Source organism: Variovorax sp. 22077, assembly GCF_052044195.1.
GTDB lineage: Bacteria > Pseudomonadota > Gammaproteobacteria > Burkholderiales > Burkholderiaceae_C > Variovorax > Variovorax atrisoli.
Genome location: NZ_JBQEQC010000007.1, coordinates 259,845 through 285,025 on the forward strand (window position 1 = coordinate 259,845; position 25,181 = coordinate 285,025).

Here is a 25,181-nt window from a genome sequence, read left to right on the forward strand (position 1 = left end):
GCCGGTCAGCGCGCCACCCTGGCGGTGGCGGGAAGTTTCTTCACGAAGGTCGCGTCCGGATCGAGCGGCTTGCCGTCGCGCGCACGCAGCTCGATCTTCGGCACCGGCTTGCCGCTGTCGCGCTCGACCAGCACCGAATGCGGCTCGCCCTTGGCGTAAAGGTGCGCCTCGCCCCAGTGCCGCAGGCCGACCACCACGGGGAAGAGGCCCTTGCCCTTGGCGGTGAGCACGTATTCCTGGTAGGCCGATCCGTCGGAGGCGGGCACGAGTTCGAGCACGCCTTCCTGCACCAGGTTCTTCAGCCGGTCCGACAGGATGTTCTTGGCGACGCCCAGGCTCTGCTGGAATTCGCCGAAGCGCTTCATGCCGTCGAAGGCGTCGCGGATCACGAGCAGCGACCACTGGTCGCCCACGATGTCGAGCGCGCGTGCCATCGGGCACGCGTCGGCCTTGAGGCTTTTTCGTTGAGCCATGGGTTTCTTCCCGAAACGAGGGCGGACTCGGGCAGCACCGCCGTTCGGTTTTATTTTAGAACCCAGAGGAAAAGGCCCTTGCCTTATCGGACAGCGACGTGCGCGCGATGCAGCCGGGCGAAGCGAGCGATCATCAGCGGGCCCAGCAGCGCGCCCAGACCGGCCGAACTCCATGCGGCGACCCAGGCGTGCGTGCTGCCGGTGCCGAAGCTGGCCTGCCCCCAATCGAGCGCGAGTCCGAACACCCACGGGCTGATCGCACCGGCGCCGAAGCCCATCACAGAGCGCACCGAGAACGCCACGCCCAGCCGGTGCGGCGCCACCACGTCGGCCAGCGCAGTCGAGTAGACAGACGAGTCGGCAATGGCCAGCAGGTTGTAGACCGCGGCAGCCGCCGCCAGCAGCCACAGCGGCCAGCTCCACATCCAGCCGAAGGCGAAGGACATGCACAGGCTTGCGAGGGTGGCGATCATCATCACCCGCGCGCGGCCCAGCCTGTCGGAAGCGGCACCGCCCGCGATGCTGCCGAACACGCTCACCAGGTGCGCCAGTGCCGCCAGCGCGATGCCGGCACCCTGCCACGACGATGCCGTGCCCGAAGAAGCGACCAGGTACGCCGGCAGCCATGCCCAGAGCGCCATGAGCTCCCAGCAATGGAAGGCGTAGGCCCAGTTGCCGGCCATCGCTGGCTTGTCGCGCACCGTGGCAGCCAGGGCGTGCAGGGTGCTTTCGCGGACCGCACCAGGCGCTTGCGGCGATGGCGGCCGCATGCGGCGCAGTGCCTGCGCCGTGAGCAGCGCGCCCGCCACGGTGCAGGCCGCCGCCGCCAGCAGCCCCAGCCGCCAGTGCTGCAGATGGCTGAACGTCGCCACCACCGCGAGCGACAGCGCATAGCCCATCGACGACGATCCGATGAAGAGCCCCATCGCGCGTCCACGCACGGCGGGCTCGGTGTTGTGCGCCAGCAGCTGCAGCCCTGGCGTGTACGAGGCGCCCGCGCACAGCCCGGCCAGGCCGTAGAGCAGCATCGCCGAGAGATGGTCGCGTGCGAAGAGTGCGAAGGCGAGCGCAGCCCCCGCACTCACTGCGCTGCCCGCGAGGAAGATGCGCTGCGGCCCGTAGCGATCGGCCAGCAGGCCCACCGCGAACAGCGAGCTCATGTAGCCCACGTGCCAGGCGCTCTGGATCGAGCCGGCCTGGGCGGCCGTCATGTGCCAGTCGGCCATCGCGAACGTCAGCACGCCCGAGTAGGCGGTGACGATCATCGACTGCAGCAGCCGGCTCGCGCACAGCATTGCCAGCCAGCCGCACGCTGGGCCGGCGGTGTCGCCCGACATGATGGCGGGCCTCACCGCAGGGCGCGCTGCATCAGCACCGTGTCGACCCAGCAGCCGAACTTGAAGCCGATGTTGCGCAGCACACCGACCTGCACGAAGCCCAGGCTCTCGTGCAGCCGCAGCGAGCCCGTGTTGGCGCTGTTGCCCACGCAGGCGACCATCTGCGTGAAGCCGGCGTCGGTGCAGCGCCGGATCACCTCGCGCAGCAGCGCCTTGCCGATGCCGTGGCCGTGCATGCCCTGCGCGACGTAGACCGAGTCTTCCACCGAGTGCCGGTAGGCCGAGCGGGCGCGGTAGGCGGTGGCGTAGGCGTAGCCGGCGACTTCGCCGTCGAGCAGTGCCACGAGGTAGGGCATGCCGCGCGCGATCACGTCGGCGCGGCGCTGCAGCATCTGCTCGACGGACGGCACTTCTTCCTCGAAGGAGCACAGGTCGTGCAGCACGTAGTGGCTGTAGATGGATTGCACGGCCGCCATGTGATGCGGCATGGCGTCGAGGATCTCGACCGTGGCGGAGGCAAGCGGAGCAGGGGATGGCGATGACATGGCCCCGATCTTGACGATGCGCCATCGATAAGTGAAGCTTCGTCTGCCTATGCAGGGCATGAGAAAAACTTTGGATAAATCGCTCAACCTCGACCAGCTCCGGTCCTTCGCGCTCGTCATCGAAACCGGCAGCTTCTCGGCCGCGGCCGACAGGCTGGGCCTTTCGCAGCCGGCCGTGAGCCTGCAGATCCGCCAGCTCGAACGCCGGCTGGCGGTGCGCCTGGTGGAGCGCGTGGGCAAGCGCGCGCAGGCCACGCCTGCAGGCATGGAGCTGCTGCGCCACGCACAGAACATCGAGACCGCGGTGGAAAACGCCATCGACGCGCTCGCCGACCACGCCAGCGGCGTCGCGGGCCGCGTGCGGCTGGGCACGGGCGCGACGGCCTGCCTGCACTTTCTGCCTGCCGTGCTGCGCGGGCTGCGCGAGCGCTTTCCCGAACTGGGCGTGGTGGTCAGCACCGGCAATACCGAGGACCAGGCGCGCAAGGTGGAAGAGAACAGCCTCGAGCTCGCGCTGGTCACGCTGCCCGCGGCCGGGCGCTCGCTGGCGGTGATGCCCGTGCTCGACGACGAGTTCGTCGCCATCGGCCGGCACGACCTCGCACCGCTGAAGGCGAGGGTCTCGCCGCGCGACCTGGCCGGCCTGCCGCTGGTGCTTTTCGAGCCCGCGGCCAACACGCGCAGGCTGGTCGACCGCTGGTTCGCCGCCGAGGGCCTGCAGCCTCGGCCGGTGATGGAGCTGGGCAGCGTGGAGGCGATGAAGGAGATGGTGGCCGCGGGGCTGGGCTACGCCATCGTGCCCGGCATGGCGATGACGGGCCGTGGCGCGCACCCGGAGCTGAAGGCCAGCCGGCTGAACCCGCGCATGCACCGCGCGCTGGCGATCGTGGTGCGGCGCGACAAGCCTGTCAGCAAGGCGTTGCGCGTAGTGCTGGATGCGATCGTGGCGGCCGGAAAGCCCGGCCGCCACTGATTGCGAAGCTGCTGCTTGCGCTTATTCGGGAACGGCGGCGAGCGAAGCGCCGCCGCGCGCGCGTCCCAGCGTGCCGACGATCAGTGCCGCGATCAGCACCAGCACGCCGCTGAGCACCATCGCGCTGGAGATGCCGAAGTTGTCGACCGTCACGCCGCCGATCAGCGCGCCGGAGGCGATCGCCACCTGGAAGCCGCTCACCAGAAGGGCCTGGCCGGCCTCGGGCGCGTCGGGCACCGCTTCCATCATCCAGCCGGTGAGCGCCACCGGGATCAGGCCGAAGGCCACGCCCCAGATCACGACCACCACCGCGCCCGGCACGAAGCCCGAGCCGATCACCGTCGTCAGCAGCAGCGCGGTGGCGAGCATCAGCGCCGCCAGCAGGGTGGTGGCACGCACGCTGCGCGCCACCAGGCTGCCGCCGAGGAAGGTGCCGATGAAGCCTACTGCGCCATAGACCAGCAGCAGCGTCGACACCGAGTTGGGCGCGAGGCCGAACACCTGCTGCAGCAGCGGCTTCAGGTAGGTGTAGGCCGCGAAGTGGCCGGCGATGAAGAACAGCACCGCGAGCAGACCCACCTGCGCCATGCGGCGCGTGAGCGGCGTGAGCAGGTCGCGTGCGCCGATGGCACGCACCGGCGGAATGGCGGGCAGCAGCCACAGCTGCACCAGCAGCACCGCGGCGGCGAGCGCGCCCGTCACCGCGAACGATGCGCGCCAGCCGAACTGCGTGCCGAGGAAGGAGCCCGCCGGCACGCCGAGCACCGTGGCGGCCGACACGCCGGCCAGCACGATCGACATCGCGCGCGCCTGCGAGGCGTGCGGGACCAGCTGCGTGGCGGCGGCGGGCGCGAAGGTCCAGAAGCCGCCCACGCACAGGCCGAGCAGCAGGCGGGCCACCAGCATGGTGGCGAAGTTGGGGGCGAAGGCCGCGAGCAGGTTCGACGCGATCAGCAGCGTGGTGAGTGCGATCAGCACGGTGCGGCGATCGAGCTTGCCCGAAGCCACGATGAGCGCCGGGCCCGCGAACGCGGCCAGCACGCCGGGCATGGTGACCATGAGGCCGGCCGTGCCGTCGGACACGTTGAGGCCGCGCGCGATGTCGGTGAGAAGGCCGATGGGCATGAACTCGGTCGAGACCATCGCGAAGGTGCCGACGGCGATGGAGCCGACGGCGAGCCATGCGGAGCGCGAGGCCGGCACGGGCTGCGCAGGCGCCCCGAGCTCGTCGATGCACGGGTTGCTGCTGGGTGAATTCATCATGATGGGGAGTTGTCCTTTGGAGCGTCGGCGCCGGCGCGCGCACCGATGCCGTTGAAGAGGCATGGAGTGTGCGAGCCGTCGCCTTCGCGACAAAGGGGCCGCGCGGCAGCAGACAGTTTCCCGGCGATGAACAATGGGCTGTTTTGATGGCCAAGGCCATCCGCGAGGTGGCCCGGAAGGCCTAGTCTTGCACCGGCCGCAGCTCCAATATGCGGCCGTCGGCCACGAAGGAATCGCCGATCAGTACGCGAAAGTTCGTACCGGGCTGGAAGCGCGGCAGCGCGATGGCGGGCGAGAGGAACTCGACTTCGAGCGCGGCCGGTGCGCCGCGCTGCAGCGCATCGCCCGCCGGCACCATCCAGCGGGCCGAGAAGCCTTCCTTGTCGAGCACCAGCGCGCAGCGGTATTCGCCCGGTGCGATGGGTGTGTCCTGCGAGGGCAGGGCGGGCTTGCGGAAAGTGATCTCCGCGAGCGCGGCCGGCGTGAAGGCCTCCAGCGCATCGAAGCCCGGCGGTGCCGCCGGCGGCTTGCGGCGCGGCCACTTGCCGATGAGCCATGCGATCACGTTGCCGATGATCGGCACCCACAGCACCATCAGCAGCGTCGCGATGTCGCGCGTGGTGGAGCCCGGTGCCGCGTAGTGCCGCACCACCGCGCCGGCCACCGCCACGCAAAGAAGGATGACGACGATGAGCCTGCGGCGAGAGCCTGTCTTGGTGCTCATGCGCTCATGCCTTGGCCGGCGGCGCTTCGGGGAAGGACGGGATCTCGCTCGCGTGGTCGAGCCACGGCACCTCGTGCGATGTCCAGATGTGCGAGGCGGGGCGCTGGCCCGGGTCTTCGTCGAGCGAGCCCAGACGCAGGATGACCTGGGGCTTGCCCACCCACTCGGCCACGAGGTGCGTGCCGCAGCGGGTGCAGAAGTGGCGCAGCTTGCCGGGCGTCGACTCGAAGGAGCCGATCGCTTCTTCGCCTGCGGTCCAGCGGAAGTCGGGGCGGTCGACGCGCGCGGTGGTGGTGAACGCGGCGCTGTGCGCCTTGCGGCAGGTCTGGCAATGGCAGTGGACGATGGGGCCGGCGAGGCGCGCGGCCTCGTAGCGGACGGTGCCGCACAGGCAGGAGCCCTTCATGGCTTTTCCTTTTCGGTCGCGATGGATGGGTGGGTGGGGCTGTGAGTCTATGCGCCGCCAAAAAAAACGAAGACGGGCGCGCAGGCCCGTCTTCGTTCGGTGCGCGCACAGGCGCGTCAGCCGGTATTGCGCAGGCCCGCCGCCACCCCGTTGATCGAGATGTGGATGCCGCGCTGCAGCCGCTCGCCGCCATCGCCCGCGCGGTAGCGGCGCATCAGCTCCACCTGCAGGTGGTGCAGCGGGTCGATGTACGGGAAGCGGTGGCGCACCGAGCGCTGCATCTCGGCATTGCCTTCGAGCCGCTGCTTGGCGCCGGTGATGAGCGTGAGCGCGTCGGAGGTGCGGTGCCACTCGGCCTCGATCATCGAGAACACCTTCTGGCGCAGCTTGCGGTCGGTCACCAGCTCGGCATAGCGCGAGGCCAGCGCGAGGTCGCTCTTGGCGAGCACCATGTCCATGTTCGACAGCAGGGTGCGGAAGAAGGGCCACTGCGCGTACATGCGCTGCAGCAGCGCCTGGCGCTCCTTGCGCCCGGCCGCGTTGCCTGCGGCGGCCAGGAACTGCTCCACGCCCGAGCCGAAACCGAACCAGCCCGGAATCGTGAGGCGGCACTGGCCCCAGCTGAAGCTCCACGGCACTGCGCGCAGGTCGTCGATCTTGTGGCTCGGGTTGCGCGAGGCGGGGCGCGAGCCGATGTTGAGCTCGGCGATCTCGCGGATCGGCGTGGAGCCGAAGAAGTAGTCGCCGAAGCCCGGCGTCTCGTAGACCAGCTTGCGGTAGGCGGCCATGCTCGCCGCCGAGAGTTCGCTCGCGGCCGAGAGGAAATTGGCCGGCGCCGACTTGCCCTGCGGCAGCAGCGTGGCCTCCAGCGTGGCGGCCACCAGCGTCTCGAGGTTGCGCCGGCCGATCTCGCGGTTGGCGTACTTCGAGCCGATGACTTCGCCCTGCTCGGTCAGGCGGATCTGTCCGCGCACCGTGCCCGGCGGCTGCGCGAGGATGGCCTGGTAGCTCGGGCCGCCGCCGCGGCCCACCGTGCCGCCGCGGCCGTGGAACATGCGCAGGCGAATCGGGTTGGTCTTCTTCCTGTTCAGCTCGTCGAAGAGCGACACCAGCGCGATGCCGGCGCGGTACAGCTCCCAGTTGCTGGTGAAGATGCCGCCGTCCTTGTTGCTGTCGGAGTAGCCCAGCATCACGTCCTGCTCGGCGCCCGAGCGCTCGATGAGCGCCTGGATGTTCGGCAGCGCGTAGAAGGCGCGCACGATGGGCGCGGCGTTGCGCAGGTCCTCGATGGTCTCGAACAGCGGCACCACGATCAGGTCGCAGGTGGCCTTGCCGTCCATCGCGCCGCGCAGCAGGCCCGCTTCCTTCTGCAGCAGCAGGGCCTCGAGCAGGTCGCTCACCGTCTCGGTGTGGCTGATGATGTAGTGGCGGATGGCGGCGGCGCCGTAGCGTGCGCGCGCGGTACGGGCGGCCGCGAAGATGGCCAGCTCGCTCTTCGCGAGCGGCGAGTAGTCGGCATCGGGCACGCGCAGCGGGCGGGCGTCGTCGAGCAGCTTCAGCAGCAGCGTCTGCTTGGCCTCTTCGGCCAGCGATGCATACGAAGGCTCGATGCGCGCGGTGGCCAGCAGCTCGGCGATCACGGCCTCGTGCTTGTCGGAGCTCTGGCGCAGGTCGACCGTGGCCAGGTGGAAGCCGAACACTTCCACCGCGCGGATCAGCGGCAAGAGGCGCGGCGCGGCCAGCACGCTGCCGTGCTTTTCCTCCAGCGACTCGGCCACCGTGCGCAGGTCGGCCAGGAACTCTTCCGCGCTCTTGTACGGGTTCTGCGGCGCGACGGCGTGTCGCGCGGCCTCGCCGCCGGTGAGCTCGCGCAGCGTGGCCGCCAGGCGCGCGTACACGCCGGTGAGCGCGCGGCGATAGGGCTCGTCCTTGCGGTGCTCGCTGGTGTCGGGCGAGCGTTCGGCGAGTGCCTGCATCTCCACCGACACGTCGACCAGCGTGGCCGACAGCGACAGCTCGCTGCCGAGGTAGTGCACCTCGGTGAGGTAGTAGCGCAGCGCCAGCTCGCACTGGCGGCTCAGGGCGTATTCGAGCGTTTCCGCCGTGACGTTCGGGTTGCCGTCGCGGTCGCCGCCGATCCACTGGCCCATGCGCAGGAAGGGCGCCACCGAAGGCACCTGGCCGCCATGTGCCAGCGCCTTCTCGAGGTCGGCGTACACGCGCGGGATCTCGCGCAGGAAGGTGGCTTCGTAGTAGCTCAGCGCGTTCTCGATCTCGTCGGCCACCGTGAGCTTGGAGAAGCGCAGGATGCGCGTCTGCCAGATCTGCGTGACGCGGATGCGGATCTGCGTTTCGTTCTCGGCGAACTCCAGCGGCGTGAGCGTGTCCTTGCCCGAGGCGTAGGCGCTCTGGCGCAGCCGGATCTCGTCGCGCACCGTCAGCAGCTGCGCGATCGCGCGTTCGGCATCGAGGATGCTCTTGCGCTGCACTTCGGTGGGGTGTGCGGTGAGCACCGGCGAGACATAGCTGCGGGCCAGCGAGGCGACGATCTCGTCGGGCTTCACGCCGGCCTTGCGGATGCGAGCGAGCGCGGTCTGCAGGTCGCCCTCGACGCTCTCGCCGGCGCGCTCGGTCTCGGTGCGGCGGCGGATCTGGTGGCGGTCCTCGGCAAGATTGGCCAGGTGGCTGAAGTAGGTGAAGGCGCGGATCACGCGCACCGTCTCGGCGGCGCTCAGCCCCTTGAGCAGGTTCTTCAGCGCCCGGTCGGCCGCCTGGTCCGCATCGCGGCGGAAAGCCACGGAGAGAGTGCGGATCTTCTCGACCAGTGCATATGTCTCTTCTCCCTCCTGCTCCCGGATCACGTCGCCGAGGATCCGGCCCAACAGCCGGATGTCTTCGATCAGAGGCTGGTCTTCGGCCTGGCGGCGCTTGGGCGGAGCAGGTGTCTTGCTGGCTTTCATTCGATGTTTGTCCTGGACTTCTTGAATGGAGTGCCGTCTTCGTTGTTGCGGCGCAACATGCTAGCATTCCCGCGGTTTTGAACACGTACTTTTGAGGCCGGTCTTGAGCAATATCGTCATCGCCACGCGCGAAAGCCGCCTGGCACTCTGGCAAGCCGAACATGTGCAGGCGCTTTTGCAAGAAAGAGGCCACACCGTCAGCCTGCTGGGCCTCACGACCACCGGCGACCAGATCCTCGACCGCACGCTCAGCAAGGTGGGCGGCAAGGGTCTCTTCGTGAAGGAACTCGAACTCGCCCTCGAAGAAGGGCGCGCCGACATCGCCGTCCATTCGCTGAAGGACGTGCCGATGGACCTGCCCGAGGGCTTCGTGCTGGCCTGCGTGCTGGAGCGCGAAGACCCGCGCGACGCGCTCGTCTCCTCTCGCTACGAATCGCTCGACGCGCTGCCGCAGGGCGCCGTCGTCGGCACTTCCAGCCTGCGCCGCGTGGCGCTGCTGCGCGCGCGGCGGCCCGACCTGCGCATCGAACCGCTGCGAGGCAACCTCGACACCCGGCTGCGCAAGCTCGATGAAGGTCAGTACGACGCCATCGTGCTGGCCGCAGCCGGGCTCAAGCGGCTGGGGCTGGAAGGCCGAATCCGCGTGGCCTTCGACGCCGACACCATGCTGCCCGCCGCGGGGCAGGGTGCGCTCGGCATCGAGGTGCGCGCCGACCGCAAGGACCTCATCGAGCTGCTGGGCTCGCTGGCCCACAGGGGCGACTGGCTCTCGACCGCCGCCGAGCGCGCCGTGAGCCGCGCAATGGGAGGCAGCTGCTCCATGCCGCTGGCAGCGCACGCTCGCTGGCAGGCCGACGGCTCGTTGCGCATCGACGCCGCCTGGGGCGACCCCGAAGGCAATACCGCGCTGGTGAAGGTGCATGCGCTGGCCGCGGCCGGCGACTTCGCGCAGGCCGAGGCGCTCGGCGAGCACGCAGCGGCACTGCTGCGAGCCGGCGGAGCCCACTGACACCGGTGGTCGTCGTATGACCGGCCGTCCCGTCATCGTCACGCGGCCGGCGCGCGAAGCCGCGCAGTGGGTGAGCGATCTGCGCGGTGCGGGGCTCGGCGCCGTGGCCCTGCCGCTGATCGTGATCGAACCCGCGACCGACATCGAGCCGCTGCGCACAGCATGGCGGCAGCTCTCGGACTATGCCGCGCTCATGTTCGTGAGCGCCACGGCGGTCGAGCATTTCTTCCAGCACAGGGCCCCCGCCGAATCGCTCGCAGGGCGCCGTTTCTGGGCCACCGGCCCCGGCACCACGCGCGCCCTGCGGCGTGCGGGCGTGCCGCCGGAATCCATCGACGCGCCGCCGCCCGGGGCCACGCGCTTCGATTCCGAGGCGCTCTGGGAACGCGTCCACGCGCAGGTATCGAGCGGCGTTCGCGTGCTGATCGTGCGCGGCGGCGATGAGGCCGGCCGTCCGGCCGGCCGCGACTGGCTGGCCAGGGAGATCGATGCGGCCGCCGGCCATCGCGACACCGTGGTGGCCTATCGCAGGCTGCCGCCCTCGCTGGACGTCGTACAACGCCGGCTCGCAATGGACGGCGCCGAAGGCCGCGCGATCTGGCTCTTCAGCAGCTCCGAGGCGATCGGCAATCTGCAGCGCGCGATGCCCGGTGTGCAATGGCATGCCGCCAGCGCGGTCGCCACGCATGCACGCATCGGCGAAGCCGCGCGTGGCGCGGGTTTCGGGACGTTGCGTGTATGCACGCCGCTGCTGGAGGCGCTGGTCGCGTCGATAGAATCCTTGGCATGAGCGCCGCGTCACCCACAGACGATCTCCCTTCCTCCCCATCCGCTGCCACGGCGCCGGTGCCCGCCCCGCTGGCACCGCATCAGACACCTGCCGCGCAGGCCGCGGGCGCTCTGCTTCTCTCCCGCATCGGTTTCGGCCTCGTGGCCCTGGTGGCGCTCGCTGCGCTGCTGATGTCCATCGCGCTCTGGCAGAAGGTCGGCGGCATGAAGGAGCAGCTCGCGCGCCAGAGTGCCGACGCCATCGCGCAATCGATGGAGGCACGCACGCTGGCCCGCCAGGCCAGCGACACGGTGCGCGACGCCTCGGCGCGCGTCGCGCTGGTCGAGACCCGCGTGGCCGAAGTCGCGCTGCAGCGCTCGCAGCTCGAGGAACTCATCCAGAGCCTTTCTCGTTCGCGCGACGAGAATCTCGTGGTCGACATCGAGTCGGCCGTGCGCCTCGCTCTGCAGCAGGCGCAGGTTACGGGCAGCGTCGAGCCGCTGCTGGCCGCGCTGAAGGCCGGCGACACGCGCATCGCCCGCGCAGCGCAGCCGCGGCTGACGCCCCTGCAGCGCGCCATGCAGCGCGACGCCGACCGCCTGCGCAGCAGCGCCAGCAGCGACGGCGCCGAGGCGCTGCAGAAGCTCGACGAGTTGATGCGCAACGTCGACGACCTGCCCACGCTCAACGCGGTGGCCGTGCGCGGCACCGGCACCAACGCGTGGCAGCCCGAGCCCATTCCCGCCGATGCGCCGTGGTGGCGCCGCGTGCTGCTCAGCGTGCAGGGCGAGGCCCGCTCGCTGGTGCGCGTCGGCCGCATCCAGACCCCCGAGGCGATCCTGCTGGCGCCCGAGCAGTCGTACTTCCTGCGCGAGAACCTGAAGCTGAAGCTGCTGAATGCGCGCCTGTCGCTGCTGTCGCGGCAGATGGAGGCCACCCGCAGCGAGCTGTCGCAGGTGACGGCTTCGCTCAACCGCTATTTCGACCCCGCATCGCGCCGCACCCAGGCCGCCGCCACGCTGCTGCAGCAGCTGCAGTCGCTGGTGAAGACGACCGAGCCGGTCCGCATCGACGACACGCTGGCGGCCCTGGCCACTGCCGCGGCAGGGCGCTGAAACAAATGACCCCCCGGCTTTTCACTCGCTTCGCTCCGTGCAATTCGCCAGCCCCCGAGGGGGCGGCGCGACCCGCCCTGGCGCGGCCCGGCGGCGGTCGCTGACATGCGCGCAGCAATCTGGCTCCTCGCCCTCTTCGCTGTCGCGGCGGCAGTCGCTCTCTTCGCAGGCAACAACCAGGGCACGATCACCGTGTTCTGGCCGCCATGGCGCGTCGATCTTTCGCTGAACCTCGTGCTCGTGATCCTGCTGGTGGTCTTCGTGCTGCTGCATGCGGCGCTGCGTGCGCTCGCGGCGCTGTTCTCGCTGCCCAAGCAGGCGCGCCAGTGGCGGCTGCAGCAGAAGGAGCGCACGCTGCACGCGGCCCTGCTCGACGCGATGGTGCAGCTCATTTCCGGCCGCTTCTCTCGCGCACGCAAGGCCGCGCAGGCCGCGCTCACGCAGGAGAAGACGCTGGCCGCGCTCGGCGCCAGCCTGCCGCAGGCGCAACAGGTCCGTGTGCTCTCGCACCTGCTCGCGGCCGAGAGCGCGCAGGCGCTGCAGGACAAGGCCGCGCGCGACGCCCACCTGCAGCAGGCTCTCAACGAAAGCTCCGACCGCACCGTGCTCGCCAGCCCCGAGACGCGCGAAGGCGTGCAGCTGCGCGCGGCGCGCTGGGCCCTCGAAGACCGCGACGCGGCGGCCGCACTCGCGCGGCTCGAAGAACTGCCGCAGGGCGCGCAGCGCCGCACGCTCGCACTGCGACTGCGCCTGAAGGCCGCGCGCCAGGATCGCCGCACGCTCGAGGCGCTCGAAACCGCGCGCCTGCTGGCCAAGCACCGCGCCTTCTCGGAAGCGGCCGCGCAGAGCATCGTGCGGGGCCTCGCCACCGAGCTGCTGTCGGGCGCGCATGACCCGGCGCAGCTGCTGCGCGCATGGACCGAACTCGACGCCAGCGAGCGCGAGATGCCCGAGGTGGCGATCCACGCCGCCCAGCGCATGGTCGCGCTGCGAGGCGATCTGGCGCTGGCACGCGGCTGGCTGCTTCCGGCGTGGGAGCGCATGGTGGCCAACCCGCGCGGGCTGGGCGACGGGCTGCGCGTCAAGCTGGCGCGCGCGCTCGAAGCGGGGCTCGATTCGGTGGACGCCGAGTGGCTCGCGCGCATCGAGAGCGCGCAGCGCAGCAATCCGCGCGACGCCAATCTGCAGTACCTCGCGGGCATGGCCTGCATGAAGCGCCAGCTCTGGGGCAAGGCGCAGCAGCTGCTGACGCAGGCCGGCATGGGCCTGCAGGACACGGAGCTCTATCGCCGCGCCTGGCTCGCCCTGGCCCAGCTCGCCGAAGACCGCAACGACGCGGAGCAGGCGGCCGACGCCTGGAAGCGCGCGGCGCAGGTCGAGAACTCCTGAGCCCTGCCTTTTTCCGGCCCCGCGTCAGGGGCAGGCAGGCTTCCCGGACTCCGGTGCGGGTCGCGTCGACGGCTTGCTGCCGCTGCCGAAGACCAGCCAGCTGACGCCGGCCAGCAGCCACACGCCGACACCGCCGTAGAGCATCACCAGCCCGAAGCCGTGCACCAGTGCCGCGTGCACTGCCGTGCCGGACGGATCGGCCTGCGAGAGCGCTGGAAATGCTTCGCCGAGCGAGGTGAAGCTGCCCGCCGCGACTCTTTCCGCCAGCGCGCGCAGCCGAGGCGCATCGAGCGAGGCCGACAGTGCTCCGCGCAGATGCGCATGAACGCCCTCCAGCAGCACGAAACCCATCAGCGCGATGTTGATGGCCAGCGTGATCAGCCGCGCGCTCATGTCCATGCCCGAGGCCATGCCCGCCCGCGCACCCGGCACCGAGCCGGTGGTGGTGTTGGTGACGGGGGTGTTGGTCAGGCCCAGCCCGATGCCCGCGATGAGGCAGCCGGGCAGCATCGTCATCCAGCTCGCGTGCGCCATGCCGCTGCCGTAGCGCATGGCCATGAAGCCCAGTCCGATGACGAAGAGGCCCGCCGGAATCACCACGCCCGGGCGATAGCGCAGTGAAAGCCGCTCGGCCAGCGGCGGCAGCACCAGCGTGGGCAGCGTGTAGGCCAGCAGGGCGGAGCCGGCCACCACGGCGTCGTAGCCCAGGGCGCCCTGGAAGAAGATCGGCAGGTAGATCATGAACGGCCAGAAGCTGAAGTTCATGCCGATGGAGCCGATGATCGAGCCCGAGAAGTCGCGGATCCTGAAGACGGAGAAGTCGAACATCGGATGCGGGTTGATCTTCTCCACCCAGAGAAAGAGCGCGAAGCTCGCCGCCGACGCGGCGGCGATGCCGATGGCCGGCGGGCTGGCGAAGCCCAGGCCCGGGCCCTGAGTGATGAAGCAGGTCAGCCCCAGCACCGCGAGCGACAGCGTGACGATGCCGGGCAGGTCGAGCCGTTTGGCGTCGGGGTCGCTCGACTCCTCCACGCTGCCGAGCACCAGGGCCAGCGCCACCGCCGCGAGCGGCACGTGGACCAGGAACACCCACTCCCAGCTCGACAGCGCCACGATCGCGCCGCCGATGATCGGCCCGAAGCCCAGGCCCATGCCGAAGACCACGCCCCAGGTGGCGAAGGCCCGGCTGCGCTCCTTGCCCTGCTGGAACTGGTGCGAGAGCACCGCGAGCTGGCAGATCAGCATCGCGCCGCCGCTGAGGCCCTGCAGGAAGCGCGCGGCGATCAGCACAGGCGCGCTCTGTGCGAGGCCGCAGGCCAGCGAGGTCGCACCGAACAGCGCCACGCTGACCACGAGGATGCGCCTGCGGCCGTAGCGGTCGGCCAGCGTGCCGGCGGCCATCAGCACCGTGGTGCAGGCGATGGTGTAGGCGTTCATGATCCACTGCATGTCGCTGAAGTCGCCGTGCAGCGCCTTTTCGAGCGTGGGGAGGATGACCGGCACGCTGGAGATCTCCAGGCCGAACATCAGGGCGATGAGGCAGATCGCGGCCAGTGCGACGCGGTTCTTGCCGGTGGGGGAGAGGGGCATGGGAAGCTTTCGGAAGTCCTTGAAGGCGACAGGTCCGGGCGATTCTGGGTAAGGCTCCTTCATGACAGAAATGATTTAATTTCCTGAGACCCATTAACACTCGTCATCTATCCCCGCCATGGACTTCGACCCTGCACTGCTGCGCGCCTTCCTGGCCGTCAAGGAAACCGGCGGCTTCACGCGCGCCGCCCAGCGGCTGCACCTGACGCAATCGGCCGTGAGCCATCAGATCCGCCGGCTCGAAGAACAGGTGGGCAGGCCGCTCCTGCATCGCACGACGCGGCGTCTCACGGTGACCGAGGACGGCGAGGACTTCCTGCGCTACGCCCAGCAGATCCTCGAGACGCTGGACGCGATGACCCGGCGCTTCCAGCCTTCATCGATCTCGGGCGTGGTGCGCTTCGGCGCGCCCGACACCTTCATGGGCGAGCGGCTGCCGCCGCTGCTGTCGCAGTTCGCGCGCTCCTTTCCCGCCACGCGCATGGAAGTCAGCGTGAGCATGCACCTCGACTTCCGCGCCATGATCCGCGCGGGCGAGCTCGATCTGGCGGTGGTGATGTCGCCGCCAGGCTGCGAGGAGGGCACGCGCCTGCGCCGCACGCAGCTGGTGTGGGCGGCGGCCGAATCCTTCGAGCCGAAGCCGGGCGCGTCGCTGCCGCTGGCCTTCTTTCCGAAGCCCTGCGTGAACCGGGAGGTGGCGAGCGAGGCGCTCGATGCGATGGCGCTCGACTGGCACGTGGTCTTCACCTCGGCGAGCCAGCACGGCATTCGTGCGGCGGTGCTCGCAGGGCTGGCGGTGACAGTGCTCACGCACGAGGACGTCGAGCCCGGCATGAAGATCGTCGACGGCCGCTATGGGCTGCCGCCCTTGCCGAGCGTCGATTTCTCGCTGATCTGGGGCGAAAACGGCAAGACCGAATGCGCTTGCCGCTTCGGGCAGCTGATCCTGGAGATGCCCGAGCTGCCCCTGCCCGGGAAGGCGCCGCAGAAGGCATGAAAAAACGGCGCCATTGGCGCCGTTCTTCTTTGCGTTCAGCAGCAGGCTTTACTGCGGCTGTTGCGGTTGCTGCTGCTGTTGCTCGAAAGGCAGCGACATCGAACCGAGGTCGCGGCGGGTTTCGACCAGCACCAGCGGACCTTCGTCGAGGACGACCAGCGGCGGACGCTCGCGCGGCACGTGCACCGGCTTCGGCTCGGCCTCGATGGCGGCGCGTGCCTGGGCGATGCGTTCTGCGTCGGAGTTGACCCATTGCAGGCCCGAGCTCTCGGCGATCTGCGCGAGTTCGGCCAGCGGCAGCTCGAAAGGCTGGACCTTCGGCAGGGCGCGGCCATTGGCGGCTGCGGGTGCCTTGGCGATAGCGGCGCTTTCGGCAACCACGATCTGCTCGGCCGCTGCAACTGCGGCCACAGGCGCAGGGCGCTCGGCGCGAACCTGCTGCTGCGGTGCCTCGCGGACCTCGGTGGCGACGGCAACGGCTTCTTCGACCACCTCGATGCGTTCGGACGCCAGCGGCTGCTGTTGCTGCTGCTCGGGCTCTTGCGAAGAGAAGCCTTCGGCAGCCACTGCGGCGCCGGATTCGGCTTCTTCGCGAGGACCACGTTCGCGGCGGTCGCGGCCGTAGCGGTCGCGCGAACGGCCGCGGCGCTCTTCGCCGTCGCGGCGCGGTGCCTGCTCGCCGTTGCCGTTGATGGCGGCTTCGCCGCCTTGCTCGGCGTCGGCTGCGGCAGCTTCCGCGCCGCGTGCGTCGGCTTCGGCCTGGACGGCATCGCTGCGGCGTTCGCGGCGACCTTCGTTGCGGTCATTGCGTTCGCCGCGCGGTCCGCGCTGCTCGTCGCGGCCGTTGCGCGGCTGGCGCTGTTCGCCTTCACCGGCTTCGGTTGCAGCGCTGCGTTCGCGGTCGCCATTGCGTTCGCCGCGCTCGCCACGTTCGCCTCGCTCATTGCGCTCGCCGCGTTCACGGCGTTCACCGCGGGCGCGAGGTGCGCGTTCGGGGTTGCCTTCTTCGCCAGCGACGGCGCCTGCCAGTTGCTGGGCTTCGAGGCTGGTGCCTTCGAGCGCATCGGCCGGCAGGACGCTGCTGCGGCCTTCGCGGCCTTCGCCTTCGCGGCGCTCGCCGCGGCCGTTGCGGCGCTGCTCGCCGTCGCGCGGTGCGCGTGCCTCGCGGGGCTCACGCGGCTCGCGTTGTTCGCGCGGCTGGTTGTTGGCGCCTTCGTTGCGTTGCTCGTTGCGCTGTTCGCCGTTGCGGCCCTCGCGGCGCTCGCCGCCACGACCGCCGCGGCGCTGCTCGCCGTCGCGGCCGCCCTGGCGTCCGCCGTTCTCGCCTCGCTCACCGCGTTCTGCGCGTTCACCGCGGCCGCCGCGGCGCTGTTCGCCGTCGCGCGCGCCGCCGCGAGCTTCGCCGTCACGGCCGGGGCGACCGTCGCGGCGGGGCTTCGGTGCCTCGACCGGGATCGGAGACGGCGCGGGCGCGGCGACCGGCTCGGGCTTGCCGCCGAACAGGTTCTTGATCCAGGCGAAGAAGCCGGTCTGCGCCGGAACGGGCGCGCTCACCACGGGCGGCGCGGCCGGTGCCGGTGCCTCGGCCGGGCGCACCGCCTCGGGCTTGGGCGGGACCACCGGGGCGGGCGCGTCGGGCAGCACGCCCTTGATGACGGGCGTCTGCTTGTTGGTCGGTTCCTGCGAGCGGCGCGTGACCGAGGTCGGGTCCTCGATCTCGTCGGCCATCTTGTAGCTGGCCTCGATGTGGTCGAGGCGCGGGTCGTCGTGCTTGAGGCGTTCGAGCTTGTAGTTGGGCGTCTCGAGCGTCTTGTTGGGCACCATCAGCACGCTCACGCGCTGCTTCAGTTCGATCTTGGCGATCTCGGTGCGCTTCTCGTTCAGCAGGAACGAAGCCACTTCCACCGGCACCTGCACGTGCACGGCGGCGGTGTTGTCCTTCATGGACTCTTCCTGAATGATGCGCAGGATCTGCAGCGCGCTCGACTCGGTGTCGCGGATGTGGCCCGAGCCGCCGCAGCGGGGGCAGGGGATCGACGAGCCTTCGCTCAGCGCCGGCTTCAGGCGCTGGCGGCTCATTTCCATCAGGCCGAACTTGCTGATCGAGCCGAACTGCACGCGGGCGCGGTCCTGGCGCAGTGCGTCGCGCAGGCGGCTTTCGACTTCGCGGCGGTTCTTCGACTCGTCCATGTCGATGAAGTCGATGACGATCAGGCCGCCCAGGTCGCGCAGGCGCATCTGGCGGGCCACTTCGTCGGCGGCTTCGAGGTTGGTGCGGGTGGCGGTTTCCTCGATGTCGCCGCCCTTGATGGCGCGGGCCGAGTTCACGTCGACCGAGACCAGCGCCTCGGTGTGGTCGATGACGATGGCGCCGCCCGAGGGCAACTGCACGGTGCGTGCGTAGGCCGACTCGATTTGGTGCTCGATCTGGAAGCGACTGAACAGCGCCGCGTCGTCGCGGTAGCGCTTCACGCGCGAGGCATGCTCGGGCATGACGTGCGCCATGAACTGCTGCGCCTGGTCGTAGATGTCGTCGGTGTCGATCAGGATGTCGCCGATGTCGTGATTGAAATAGTCACGGATGGCGCGGATGACGAGCGAGGATTCCTGGTAGATCAGGAAGGCGCCCTTGCCGCCCTTGGCTGCGCCGTCGATGGCGCTCCAGAGCTTGAGCAGGTAGTTCAGGTCCCACTGGAGTTCGGGCGCCGAGCGGCCGATGCCGGCGGTGCGCGCGATGATGCTCATGCCCTTGGGGTATTCGAGCTGGTCCATCGCCTCCTTGAGCTCGGCGCGGTCGTCGCCCTCGATGCGGCGCGAGACGCCGCCGCCCCGGGGGTTGTTCGGCATCAGCACGACATAGCGGCCGGCCAGCGAGATGAAGGTGGTGAGGGCCGCGCCCTTGTTGCCGCGCTCTTCCTTCTCGACCTGCACGACCAGTTCCTGGCCCTCGCGGATCGCGTCCTGGATGCGGGCCTGGCTGGCCGACACGCCTTCGGCGAAGTACTGCTTGGAGATTTCCTTGAACGGCAGGAAGCCGTGGCGGTCTTCGCCGTAGTCGACGAAACAGGCTTCGAGCGAGGGCTCGACGCGCGTGACGACCGCCTTGTAGATGTTGCCCTTGCGCTGTTCGCGCCCTTCGATTTCGATTTCGTAGTCGAGCAGTTTCTGCCCGTCGACGATGGCCAGGCGGCGTTCTTCGGCCTGCGTGGCATTGATCAGCATCCGCTTCATGATGCGTTGTCCTTATATGTATCGTTCTACCGGCCCTTGACGAGCCAACGATGCACGGACGACGCCCGCGAAACCAGGGAATTGCCGCTTGGCCCCGGATGCTGCCGCTGCCGCGCAGGGCGCGGACAGGCTTCTCGAGCGTTAGCTCAAGAAGACAGCCGGGGTGGGGGCGCGTGGATGGGCGCGAGCCAGATTCGGTGTTGGTTGGCTATCTTTTTGATAGCCGGTTGCGCAATGATGACGCGCGCTGCAGACGATTGAATGGCCGAAGCCACTGGCGCAAGCCAGTGCAGGCACATTCGAATCAGCAGCATCAACACAACAAGGGACTCGCTTCGATCCGCCGGCAGCTTGGAAGCTGCAGGCTGGGGTATTCCGTATCGGTGTTTCGTGGGTGTCGGCTTGACTTGGGTGCCTTGTCTGCCACTTTGCGCGATTGCGCGGGGTTTGCAGCTCGGCGCCAAAGCGGCATCGACCTACCTGCGCCGCCCTGGGTATTTGATGGCAGTGGACTAAACTTCTGTCTAATCAAGCACTTACATGACCGCGCTGGTGAAAAACATTATAGGTGCGAAGCAAGGGCCCGCGGCTGCTCGAAATCCCGCAGGTTCCAAGGCCCCCGACGAAGCCGGGGCGCCGCATTCGGCCATCAGATTCCTCACGGTCGACGCCGAATCCGCCGGGCAGCGGCTCGACAATTTCCTTTTCCGCCATCTGAAAGGCGTTCCGAAGACGCACGTCTACCGGATCATCCGCTCGGGCGAGGTGCGCATCAACAAGGGCCGGGTGCAGGCCGAGACCCGCGTCGAGGCCGGCGACGTGCTGCGGCTGCCGCCCATCCGTATTTCCGAGCGCGCCGAAGAGGGCGCGACTCCGCCCGCGCCTGCGCGCGAATTCCCGGTGCTGCTGGAAGACGAGGCCGTGCTGGCCGTCGACAAGCCGGCCGGCGTGGCCGTCCATGGCGGCAGCGGCGTGAGCTTCGGCGTGATCGAGCAGCTGCGCACCGCGCGGCCCGGCGCGAAGTTCCTGGAGTTGGTGCACCGGCTCGATCGCGAGACCTCCGGCATCCTGCTGGTCGCCAAGAAGCGCAGCGCGCTGGTCGCGCTGCAGGAGCAGTTCCGCGAGCGCGAGACGGGCAAGACCTATCTGGCGCTGGTCGAAGGCGACTGGCCCGCCAACAAGAAGGTGCTCGACGCGCCTCTTGCCAGGTATCTGCTGCCCGACGGCTCGGCCGGCGCGGGCGAGCGCCGCGTGCGCGTGGTCGCCAAGGATCATCCGGACGCCATGCGCGCCGTCACGCTGGTGCGGGTGCTGGCCAGGCTCTCGCTGCCGGGCGAATCGGCTCCGATGTCGCTGCTGGCGGTCACGATCAAGACCGGCCGTACGCACCAGATCCGCGTCCATCTCGCCTCGGCCGGTCATCCGATCGCGGGCGACGACAAGTACGGCGAAGCCGGACGCCAGCGCGCGCTGCACAAGCTGGGCCTGCGGCGCATGTTCCTGCATGCGTGGCGGCTGCAGTTCAATCACCCCGCCAGCGGCGAACGCGTGGCGCTGCAGGCCGGCCTGCCGCCCGAGCTGCTCACGCTGATGCCCCCGGCCGCCCTCGAGGCGATGACCCAACACCCCACATCCAAGGTCCATGACTGATTCCAACAAACCCCTGCGCTTCGACCTGATTGCATTCGACTGGGATGGCACCCTCTACGACTCCACCCGCCTGATCGTGCGCTGCATCCAGGCCGCGGTGATCGACGTCGGTGGCGCCAAGCCGAGCGAGAACGACGCCGCCTGGGTCATCGGCCTGGGCCTGGCCGAGGCGCTCGCGCGCGCGGCGCCCGACGTGCCGAAGGAGAAGTACCCGGAGCTCGGCGCGCGCTACCGGTACCACTACCTGCAGCACCAGGACGACATCGTGCTGTTCGACGGCGTGCTGCAGATGCTCGACGCCCTGCGCGAGCGCGGCCACCGGCTGGCCGTGGCCACGGGCAAGTCGCGCCGCGGCCTCAACGAGGCACTGAGGTCGGTCGCGCTGCGCGACCGCTTCGACGCCTCGCGCACCGCCGACGAGACCTTCGGCAAGCCGCATCCGCGCATGCTGCTGGAGCTGATGGAAGAGCTCGACGTGCCGCCCGAGCGCACCCTGATGATCGGCGACACCACGCACGACCTGCAGCTCGCGCAGAACGCCGGCTGCGCCAGCGTGGGCGTGAGCTACGGCGCGCATGAGCCCGAGAGCTTCGACGAATTCAAGCCGCTGCACGTCGCCCACTCCGTGGCGGGTCTGCAGGCCTGGCTGCTCGAAAACGCCTGAACCTGATGAAGATGCCGCCATGAGCGATCAAGAACGCATTCCGCTGTGCAACGCTTCCGACCTGGCCGAAGGCGGCCTGGCGGTGCCCTTCGACGTGGTCTACGGCGGCGAGACCTGCCGCGCCTTCGCGATACGTTTCGAAGGCCGGCCACATGCGTTCCTCAATCGCTGCAGCCACGTCGCGATGGAGCTCGACTTCCAGCCCGACCGCTTCTTCGACGACACCGGCCAGTGGCTGCTGTGCGCGACGCACGGCGCGGCCTACCGGCCCGACACTGGCGAATGCGCCGGCGGCCCGTGCCGTGGCGGCCTCGTGAAGATCGCGCTGAGCGAGCATGACGGCGTGGTGCACTGGCATACTGACTGGAACCTTCACCCCCTGACCTTCTGACATGACCGACCCGACCCGAACCGAACCCTCGGGGTTCGAACCATTTGAACGGGCCCCTTCCACGAACATGGCCAAAGATCCCACGCAGCGCCCCGGTTGGGAGCGCGCCACCCTCGAGAAGCTCGCCTTCGCCTCGCTGAACGAGCAGAAGGCTGCGCGCCGCTGGAAGACCTTCACCCGCCTGGCCTGGCTGGCCTTCTTCGTCTTCCTGGCCTGGGCTGCGTTCTCGCGCAGCACTCCCAGCACGGCGAAGACCTCGGCCCACACGGCGGTGGTCGAGATCAAGGGCGAGATCGCCAACGGCAGCGACGCGAGTGCCGAGTTCGTGGTCGCCGCGATGAAGACCGCCTTCGAGGACGAGGGCGCCAAGGGCGTGGTCCTGCTGATCAACTCGCCCGGCGGCAGCCCGGTGCAGGCCGGCATCATCAATGACGAGATCAAGCGCCTGAAGGCCAAGTACAAGAAGCCGGTGTATGCCGTGGTCGAGGAGACCTGCGCCTCGGCCGCCTACTACATCGCCGCCGCAGCCGACAAGATCTACGTCGACAAGGCCAGCATCGTCGGCAGCATCGGTGTGCTGATGGACGGCTTCGGCTTCACCGGCGTGATGGAGAAGGTCGGCGTCGAGCGCCGCCTGCTGACGGCGGGCGAGAACAAGGGCTTCCTCGACCCGTTCAGCCCCATGAACGACGCGCAGCGCGCGCATGCGCAGACCATGCTCAACCAGATCCACGCCCAGTTCATCAATGTGGTGAAGGCGGGCCGCGGCGACCGCCTGAAGCTCGACACCCCGGGCCTGTTCAGCGGCCTCTTCTGGAGCGGCGAGCAGGCCGTCGAGTACGGCCTGGCCGACCAGCTGGGCAACGTCGACTACGTGGCCCGCGAAGTGGTCAAGGCCGAGGAGGTGATCGACTACACCCGGCGCGACAACGTGGCCGAGAAGCTGGCCAAGAAGTTCGGCGCTGCGATGGCCGAGACCACCGTGCGACTGATGCACACGACGCCAGTGCTCAGGTAAACCCCCGGGGCGCTGCGCGCTTCGTTTCGCTTCGCCAACATCCTTGCAGGGGTGACACCGGAGGCCCGGCATAGCCGGTTCCCCGGTGTTTCGCGAAAGATCCAGCCTTCTTTTAGCTGCTGTGCTTGCTGCTGGCGGTGTAGCGCGCCGATGCCGCCAGCGCCGCGGCGAAGACCACCACCACATAGAGCGCCGCCGTCAGCGAGGTCGCGCGCGCCAGCAGGCCGATCACCGCCGGGCCTGCCATGAACCCCAGATAGGCCACCGCCGACACTGACGCGATGCCGCGTGCCGGCTCGATGCCGGGCACCTTCGCCGAGGCCGAGAACAGGATCGGCACCACATTGGCAAAGCCCACCCCCACGCCGGCGAAGCCGACGAGCGCCAGCCACGGCAGGTCGGTGATCAGCACCATCGCCATGGCGCCTGCGGCCAGCAGGCCGCTGCCGAGCAGCAGCACATGCGGCGCGAAGCGTGCGCGCATCGCGTCGCCGCCGAAGCGCGCGGCCGCCATCGCCGCCGAGAAGCTCGCGTAGGCCAGTGCGGCCTGCTGCTGCGGGCTGCCGATCTCCTGCTGCATGTAGAGCACGCTCCAGTCGTAGATCGCGCCCTCGGCGATCAGGCCCAGTGCGGCAAGCACGCCCAGCACCGCGAGCGTGCCGCGGGGCAGCAGGAACCCGTGATCAGCTTCCGCGGCGTCACTGGTGGCGGGCCGGGGCAGCATGCGGGTGGCAGCCACTGCGACCAGCGCCGTCATCGCGGCCGAGACCACCAGCAGGTGCGCCTGCGCGCCGAGCCCGGCCGCCAGCGCCGCGCTGCCGCTCGCCGCGCCGGCCATGCCGCCGAGGCTGAACATGCCGTGCATGCCGCTCATCAGTGGCGTGCCGCCATGCAGTTCGAGCTGCGCGGCCTCGGTGTTGATGGACACGTCGAACACGCTCGTCACCAGGCCGAATGCGGCCAGCAGCACCAGCAGCGCCGCGTAGCCCGGCATGGCGATCAGGCCGGCCAGCAGCAGCGCATAGACGACGCCGCAGAGGCCGGCCATGCGGCGCGGGCCGTGGCGGCCGATCCAGCGGCCCGCGCTGGTCAGGCCGAACATGGCGCCAGCGCCGGCCGCGAGCATCGCCAGGCCGAGCTGGGCCTCGTCGATGCCGTAGTGCGCCTTGACCGTGGGCACGTGCACGCCCCAGGTCGCGAAGATGAAGCCGGCGGCGAAGAACTGCGCGCGCGATGCCCAGCGCGTGGCTGAAGTGATGGCCGCCATGGTCAGCGGCCGATCGCGAACACGGCGGGCAGGCGTTCGTCTGTCGTGGGCTGGAGCTTCGCGGCGCGCCAGGACTTGACCGTCTCGCTGCGCACTTGGGCGTTGGCAAGCGTCAGGCCCCGCGCGACGGCGAGGCGGGTGTTGTGCTGCAGCGTCTGCACCAGCGCCTGCAGCAGCGCGGCGTTGCGATAGGGCGTTTCGATGAAGAGCTGCGTCTGGCCCGACTTGAGCGCCAGCGCCTCCAGTTCGCGGATGCGGGCCTGGCGCTCGCCTGCGTCCTGCGGCAGATAGCCCACGAAGGCGAAGTTCTGGCCGTTGAGCCCGCTCGCGGCCAGCGCCAGCAGCAGCGAGACGGGGCCGGTCAGGGGCACCACGGCAAGGCCGAGGTCGTGCGCGGCGCGCGCCACCGACGAGCCCGGGTCGGCCACCGCCGGCATGCCAGCCTCGCTCATCAGGCCGATGTCGTGGCCTTCGAGGGCGGCGGCGAGCAGCGGTCGGGCGTCGAACTGGCCGGCATGATCGCCTTTCTTGTGCACTTCGCGCGGCAATTCCTGGATGTTCTGCGCCTGCAGCGGAGCGGCGAGTGGCGCGACGGCGTCGATGCGCTTGAGGTAGGCGCGCGCGGATTTCGCGTTCTCGCAGATCCAGTGCGTGATGCCGGCGGCCGTCTGGAGGGTGCCCAGCGGCAGGGCGTCCTGCAGCGGTGCCTGCGCTTCGCAGCCGAAATCGAGCGGCGCGGGGACGAGGTAGAGCTTGCCTTGTTCCTTCTGCGTCATAGGAGATCGACCCCCGCGGCGCGCAGCATCCGGCATGTTCTTATCAGCGGCAGGCCGACCAGCGCGGTGGGGTCGTCGCTGTCGATGGCGTCCAGCAGCGCGATGCCCAGGCCTTCGCTCTTGGCGCTGCCGGCGCAGTCGTAGGGCTGTTCGGCCTGCAGGTATTGCTCGATGGCGGCATCGCCGAGGTCGCGGAACACCACGCGCACGGGGGCGATGTCGCGCTGGACGAAGCCCGTTGCCTTGCAGACGACGGCCACGGCCGTCTGGAAGATCAGCGTCTGGCCGCGCATGCGGCGCAGCTGGGCGGTGGCCCGGGCGTGGTCGCCGGGCTTGCCGAGCGCTTCGCCGGCGAGGTCGGCCACCTGGTCGGAGCCGATGACGACGGCTTCAGGAAAGCGGGCGGCGACGGCATTGGCCTTCTCGAGCGCGAGGCGGACGGCCAGGTCGTGGGGCGTTTCGCCGGGCAGGGGTGTTTCGTCCACTTCCGGCGAGTGCACGTCGAAAGGCAGGCGCAGGCGGGTGAGCAATTCGCGGCGGTAGCGCGAGGTGGAGGCGAGGATCACGGTGCGTTGCATGTCGACGATTGTGCGTGAGGCGCCCGAAACCCCGACGCATGCCGGACGACCCCCAT

Annotated in this window: 22 protein-coding genes; 10 read left to right on the forward strand and 12 right to left on the reverse strand. The window is 69.6% G+C overall.

From position 1 onward, the window contains the following. Positions 1-5 precede the first annotated feature (5 nt). The 3 genes from ACTJLF_RS13010 to ACTJLF_RS13020 all read right to left on the reverse strand — a co-directional run bounded on the left by ACTJLF_RS13010 (position 6) and on the right by ACTJLF_RS13020 (position 2,355). Positions 6-473, reverse strand: a complete 468-nt coding sequence (locus tag ACTJLF_RS13010) for a winged helix-turn-helix transcriptional regulator (protein ID WP_019654147.1) — start codon at positions 471-473, stop codon at positions 6-8. An 83-nt stretch (positions 474-556) separates the two neighbouring features. Then, positions 557-1,810, reverse strand: a complete 1,254-nt coding sequence (locus tag ACTJLF_RS13015) for an MFS transporter (RefSeq protein ID WP_440883221.1) — start codon at positions 1,808-1,810, stop codon at positions 557-559. Between the two features lie 11 nt (positions 1,811-1,821). Beyond that, positions 1,822-2,355, reverse strand: coding sequence for an N-acetyltransferase family protein (locus ACTJLF_RS13020; RefSeq protein ID WP_440883222.1), 534 nt, complete (start codon positions 2,353-2,355; stop codon positions 1,822-1,824). A gap of 49 nt (positions 2,356-2,404) precedes the next feature. Here ACTJLF_RS13020 and ACTJLF_RS13025 point away from each other — a divergent pair, with 49 nt between their 5' ends. After that, positions 2,405-3,328, forward strand: coding sequence for a LysR family transcriptional regulator (locus ACTJLF_RS13025; protein ID WP_440883239.1), 924 nt, complete (start codon positions 2,405-2,407; stop codon positions 3,326-3,328). Between the two features lie 21 nt (positions 3,329-3,349). Here the strand turns inward: ACTJLF_RS13025 and ACTJLF_RS13030 are convergent, their stop codons facing one another. The 4 genes from ACTJLF_RS13030 to ppc all read right to left on the reverse strand — a co-directional run bounded on the left by ACTJLF_RS13030 (position 3,350) and on the right by ppc (position 8,681). Then, the gene (locus tag ACTJLF_RS13030) at positions 3,350-4,591 is read right to left on the reverse strand and encodes an MFS transporter (protein WP_132752492.1); all 1,242 of its coding nucleotides are present in this window, start codon (positions 4,589-4,591) and stop codon (positions 3,350-3,352) included. 181 nt (positions 4,592-4,772) lie between these two features. Next, positions 4,773-5,315: a hypothetical protein gene (locus ACTJLF_RS13035; RefSeq protein WP_019654142.1), complete on the reverse strand. Its 543-nt coding sequence runs from the start codon at positions 5,313-5,315 to the stop codon at positions 4,773-4,775. 4 nt (positions 5,316-5,319) lie between these two features. Next, positions 5,320-5,721, reverse strand: coding sequence for a GFA family protein (locus tag ACTJLF_RS13040; RefSeq protein WP_126182834.1), 402 nt, complete (start codon positions 5,719-5,721; stop codon positions 5,320-5,322). Positions 5,722-5,837: 116 nt separating this feature from the next. After that, positions 5,838-8,681: a phosphoenolpyruvate carboxylase gene (gene ppc / locus ACTJLF_RS13045; RefSeq protein ID WP_019654140.1), complete on the reverse strand. Its 2,844-nt coding sequence runs from the start codon at positions 8,679-8,681 to the stop codon at positions 5,838-5,840. 103 nt (positions 8,682-8,784) lie between these two features. Between ppc and hemC the strand changes: the two genes are divergently transcribed. The 4 genes from hemC to ACTJLF_RS13065 all read left to right on the forward strand — a co-directional run bounded on the left by hemC (position 8,785) and on the right by ACTJLF_RS13065 (position 12,963). After that, the gene (gene hemC / locus ACTJLF_RS13050; protein ID WP_440883223.1) at positions 8,785-9,690 is read left to right on the forward strand and encodes a hydroxymethylbilane synthase; all 906 of its coding nucleotides are present in this window, start codon (positions 8,785-8,787) and stop codon (positions 9,688-9,690) included. Between the two features lie 16 nt (positions 9,691-9,706). After that, entirely contained in the window at positions 9,707-10,480 is a 774-nt protein-coding gene (locus ACTJLF_RS13055) for a uroporphyrinogen-III synthase (RefSeq protein WP_126182836.1), read from the forward strand. Continuing rightward, entirely contained in the window at positions 10,477-11,574 is a 1,098-nt protein-coding gene (locus ACTJLF_RS13060; RefSeq protein ID WP_126182837.1) for a uroporphyrinogen-III C-methyltransferase, read from the forward strand. The genes ACTJLF_RS13055 and ACTJLF_RS13060 overlap by 4 nt, the downstream gene beginning before the upstream one ends. A gap of 105 nt (positions 11,575-11,679) precedes the next feature. Next, positions 11,680-12,963 carry a heme biosynthesis protein HemY gene (locus ACTJLF_RS13065; protein WP_019654136.1) on the forward strand — a complete coding sequence of 428 codons (1,284 nt, stop codon included), beginning with the start codon at positions 11,680-11,682 and terminating at the stop codon, positions 12,961-12,963. A gap of 24 nt (positions 12,964-12,987) precedes the next feature. Here ACTJLF_RS13065 and ACTJLF_RS13070 read toward each other — a convergent pair whose 3' ends face one another. Beyond that, positions 12,988-14,553, reverse strand: coding sequence for an MFS transporter (locus ACTJLF_RS13070; protein WP_440883224.1), 1,566 nt, complete (start codon positions 14,551-14,553; stop codon positions 12,988-12,990). Between the two features lie 118 nt (positions 14,554-14,671). On the opposite strand from ACTJLF_RS13070, the gene ACTJLF_RS13075 reads away from it, so the two are divergent. After that, on the forward strand, positions 14,672-15,550 hold the full coding sequence (locus ACTJLF_RS13075) for a LysR family transcriptional regulator (protein ID WP_440883225.1): 879 nt from the start codon (positions 14,672-14,674) through the stop codon (positions 15,548-15,550). Positions 15,551-15,598: 48 nt separating this feature from the next. Here the strand turns inward: ACTJLF_RS13075 and ACTJLF_RS13080 are convergent, their stop codons facing one another. Continuing rightward, positions 15,599-18,781 carry an Rne/Rng family ribonuclease gene (locus tag ACTJLF_RS13080; RefSeq protein WP_440883226.1) on the reverse strand — a complete coding sequence of 1,061 codons (3,183 nt, stop codon included), beginning with the start codon at positions 18,779-18,781 and terminating at the stop codon, positions 15,599-15,601. Positions 18,782-19,333: 552 nt separating this feature from the next. Between ACTJLF_RS13080 and ACTJLF_RS13085 the strand changes: the two genes are divergently transcribed. Genes ACTJLF_RS13085 through ACTJLF_RS13100 form a run of 4 tightly spaced genes read left to right on the forward strand, consistent with a single transcriptional unit; the run spans position 19,334 to position 22,504 of the window. Further along, the gene (locus tag ACTJLF_RS13085) at positions 19,334-20,431 is read left to right on the forward strand and encodes an RluA family pseudouridine synthase (protein WP_354406783.1); all 1,098 of its coding nucleotides are present in this window, start codon (positions 19,334-19,336) and stop codon (positions 20,429-20,431) included. Next, positions 20,424-21,095, forward strand: a complete 672-nt coding sequence (locus ACTJLF_RS13090) for an HAD family hydrolase (protein WP_019654131.1) — start codon at positions 20,424-20,426, stop codon at positions 21,093-21,095. The genes ACTJLF_RS13085 and ACTJLF_RS13090 overlap by 8 nt, the downstream gene beginning before the upstream one ends. A gap of 19 nt (positions 21,096-21,114) precedes the next feature. Continuing rightward, complete coding sequence (locus tag ACTJLF_RS13095; RefSeq protein ID WP_019654130.1) at positions 21,115-21,486, forward strand: Rieske (2Fe-2S) protein; 372 nt, start codon at positions 21,115-21,117, stop codon at positions 21,484-21,486. 1 nt (position 21,487) lies between these two features. Then, the gene (locus ACTJLF_RS13100) at positions 21,488-22,504 is read left to right on the forward strand and encodes a S49 family peptidase (RefSeq protein WP_019654129.1); all 1,017 of its coding nucleotides are present in this window, start codon (positions 21,488-21,490) and stop codon (positions 22,502-22,504) included. A 112-nt stretch (positions 22,505-22,616) separates the two neighbouring features. On the opposite strand, the gene ACTJLF_RS13105 is transcribed toward ACTJLF_RS13100, so the two are convergent. Genes ACTJLF_RS13105 through ACTJLF_RS13115 form a run of 3 tightly spaced genes read right to left on the reverse strand, consistent with a single transcriptional unit; the run spans position 22,617 to position 25,125 of the window. Beyond that, positions 22,617-23,771, reverse strand: coding sequence for an MFS transporter (locus tag ACTJLF_RS13105; protein WP_145760448.1), 1,155 nt, complete (start codon positions 23,769-23,771; stop codon positions 22,617-22,619). Positions 23,772-23,773: 2 nt separating this feature from the next. Beyond that, a complete protein-coding gene (locus ACTJLF_RS13110; protein WP_440883227.1) occupies positions 23,774-24,547 on the reverse strand; it encodes an SAM-dependent methyltransferase in 774 nt (257 codons plus the stop codon). Then, positions 24,544-25,125, reverse strand: a complete 582-nt coding sequence (locus ACTJLF_RS13115) for a Maf family nucleotide pyrophosphatase (RefSeq protein WP_019654126.1) — start codon at positions 25,123-25,125, stop codon at positions 24,544-24,546. The genes ACTJLF_RS13110 and ACTJLF_RS13115 overlap by 4 nt, the downstream gene beginning before the upstream one ends. Positions 25,126-25,181 lie beyond the last annotated feature (56 nt).

What these genes read in the sequence shown, in the direction of transcription:
- ACTJLF_RS13090 (WP_019654131.1), top strand. Translation starts at nt 20,424, where the DNA reads ATGACTGATTCCAACAAACCCCTGCGCTTCGACCTGATTGCATTCGAC.
- ACTJLF_RS13070 (WP_440883224.1), bottom strand. Translation starts at nt 14,553, where the DNA reads ATGCCCCTCTCCCCCACCGGCAAGAACCGCGTCGCACTGGCCGCGATC.
- ACTJLF_RS13075 (WP_440883225.1), top strand. Translation starts at nt 14,672, where the DNA reads ATGGACTTCGACCCTGCACTGCTGCGCGCCTTCCTGGCCGTCAAGGAA.
- ACTJLF_RS13040 (WP_126182834.1), bottom strand. Translation starts at nt 5,721, where the DNA reads ATGAAGGGCTCCTGCCTGTGCGGCACCGTCCGCTACGAGGCCGCGCGC.
- ACTJLF_RS13025 (WP_440883239.1), top strand. Translation starts at nt 2,405, where the DNA reads ATGCAGGGCATGAGAAAAACTTTGGATAAATCGCTCAACCTCGACCAG.
- ACTJLF_RS13035 (WP_019654142.1), bottom strand. Translation starts at nt 5,315, where the DNA reads ATGAGCACCAAGACAGGCTCTCGCCGCAGGCTCATCGTCGTCATCCTT.
- ACTJLF_RS13060 (WP_126182837.1), top strand. Translation starts at nt 10,477, where the DNA reads ATGAGCGCCGCGTCACCCACAGACGATCTCCCTTCCTCCCCATCCGCT.
- ACTJLF_RS13065 (WP_019654136.1), top strand. Translation starts at nt 11,680, where the DNA reads ATGCGCGCAGCAATCTGGCTCCTCGCCCTCTTCGCTGTCGCGGCGGCA.
- ACTJLF_RS13110 (WP_440883227.1), bottom strand. Translation starts at nt 24,547, where the DNA reads ATGACGCAGAAGGAACAAGGCAAGCTCTACCTCGTCCCCGCGCCGCTC.
- ACTJLF_RS13115 (WP_019654126.1), bottom strand. Translation starts at nt 25,125, where the DNA reads ATGCAACGCACCGTGATCCTCGCCTCCACCTCGCGCTACCGCCGCGAA.
- ACTJLF_RS13015 (WP_440883221.1), bottom strand. Translation starts at nt 1,810, where the DNA reads ATGTCGGGCGACACCGCCGGCCCAGCGTGCGGCTGGCTGGCAATGCTG.
- ppc (WP_019654140.1), bottom strand. Translation starts at nt 8,681, where the DNA reads ATGAAAGCCAGCAAGACACCTGCTCCGCCCAAGCGCCGCCAGGCCGAA.
- ACTJLF_RS13095 (WP_019654130.1), top strand. Translation starts at nt 21,115, where the DNA reads ATGAGCGATCAAGAACGCATTCCGCTGTGCAACGCTTCCGACCTGGCC.
- ACTJLF_RS13020 (WP_440883222.1), bottom strand. Translation starts at nt 2,355, where the DNA reads ATGTCATCGCCATCCCCTGCTCCGCTTGCCTCCGCCACGGTCGAGATC.
- ACTJLF_RS13030 (WP_132752492.1), bottom strand. Translation starts at nt 4,591, where the DNA reads ATGATGAATTCACCCAGCAGCAACCCGTGCATCGACGAGCTCGGGGCG.
- ACTJLF_RS13080 (WP_440883226.1), bottom strand. Translation starts at nt 18,781, where the DNA reads ATGAAGCGGATGCTGATCAATGCCACGCAGGCCGAAGAACGCCGCCTG.
- ACTJLF_RS13105 (WP_145760448.1), bottom strand. Translation starts at nt 23,771, where the DNA reads ATGGCGGCCATCACTTCAGCCACGCGCTGGGCATCGCGCGCGCAGTTC.
- ACTJLF_RS13100 (WP_019654129.1), top strand. Translation starts at nt 21,488, where the DNA reads ATGACCGACCCGACCCGAACCGAACCCTCGGGGTTCGAACCATTTGAA.
- ACTJLF_RS13010 (WP_019654147.1), bottom strand. Translation starts at nt 473, where the DNA reads ATGGCTCAACGAAAAAGCCTCAAGGCCGACGCGTGCCCGATGGCACGC.
- ACTJLF_RS13055 (WP_126182836.1), top strand. Translation starts at nt 9,707, where the DNA reads ATGACCGGCCGTCCCGTCATCGTCACGCGGCCGGCGCGCGAAGCCGCG.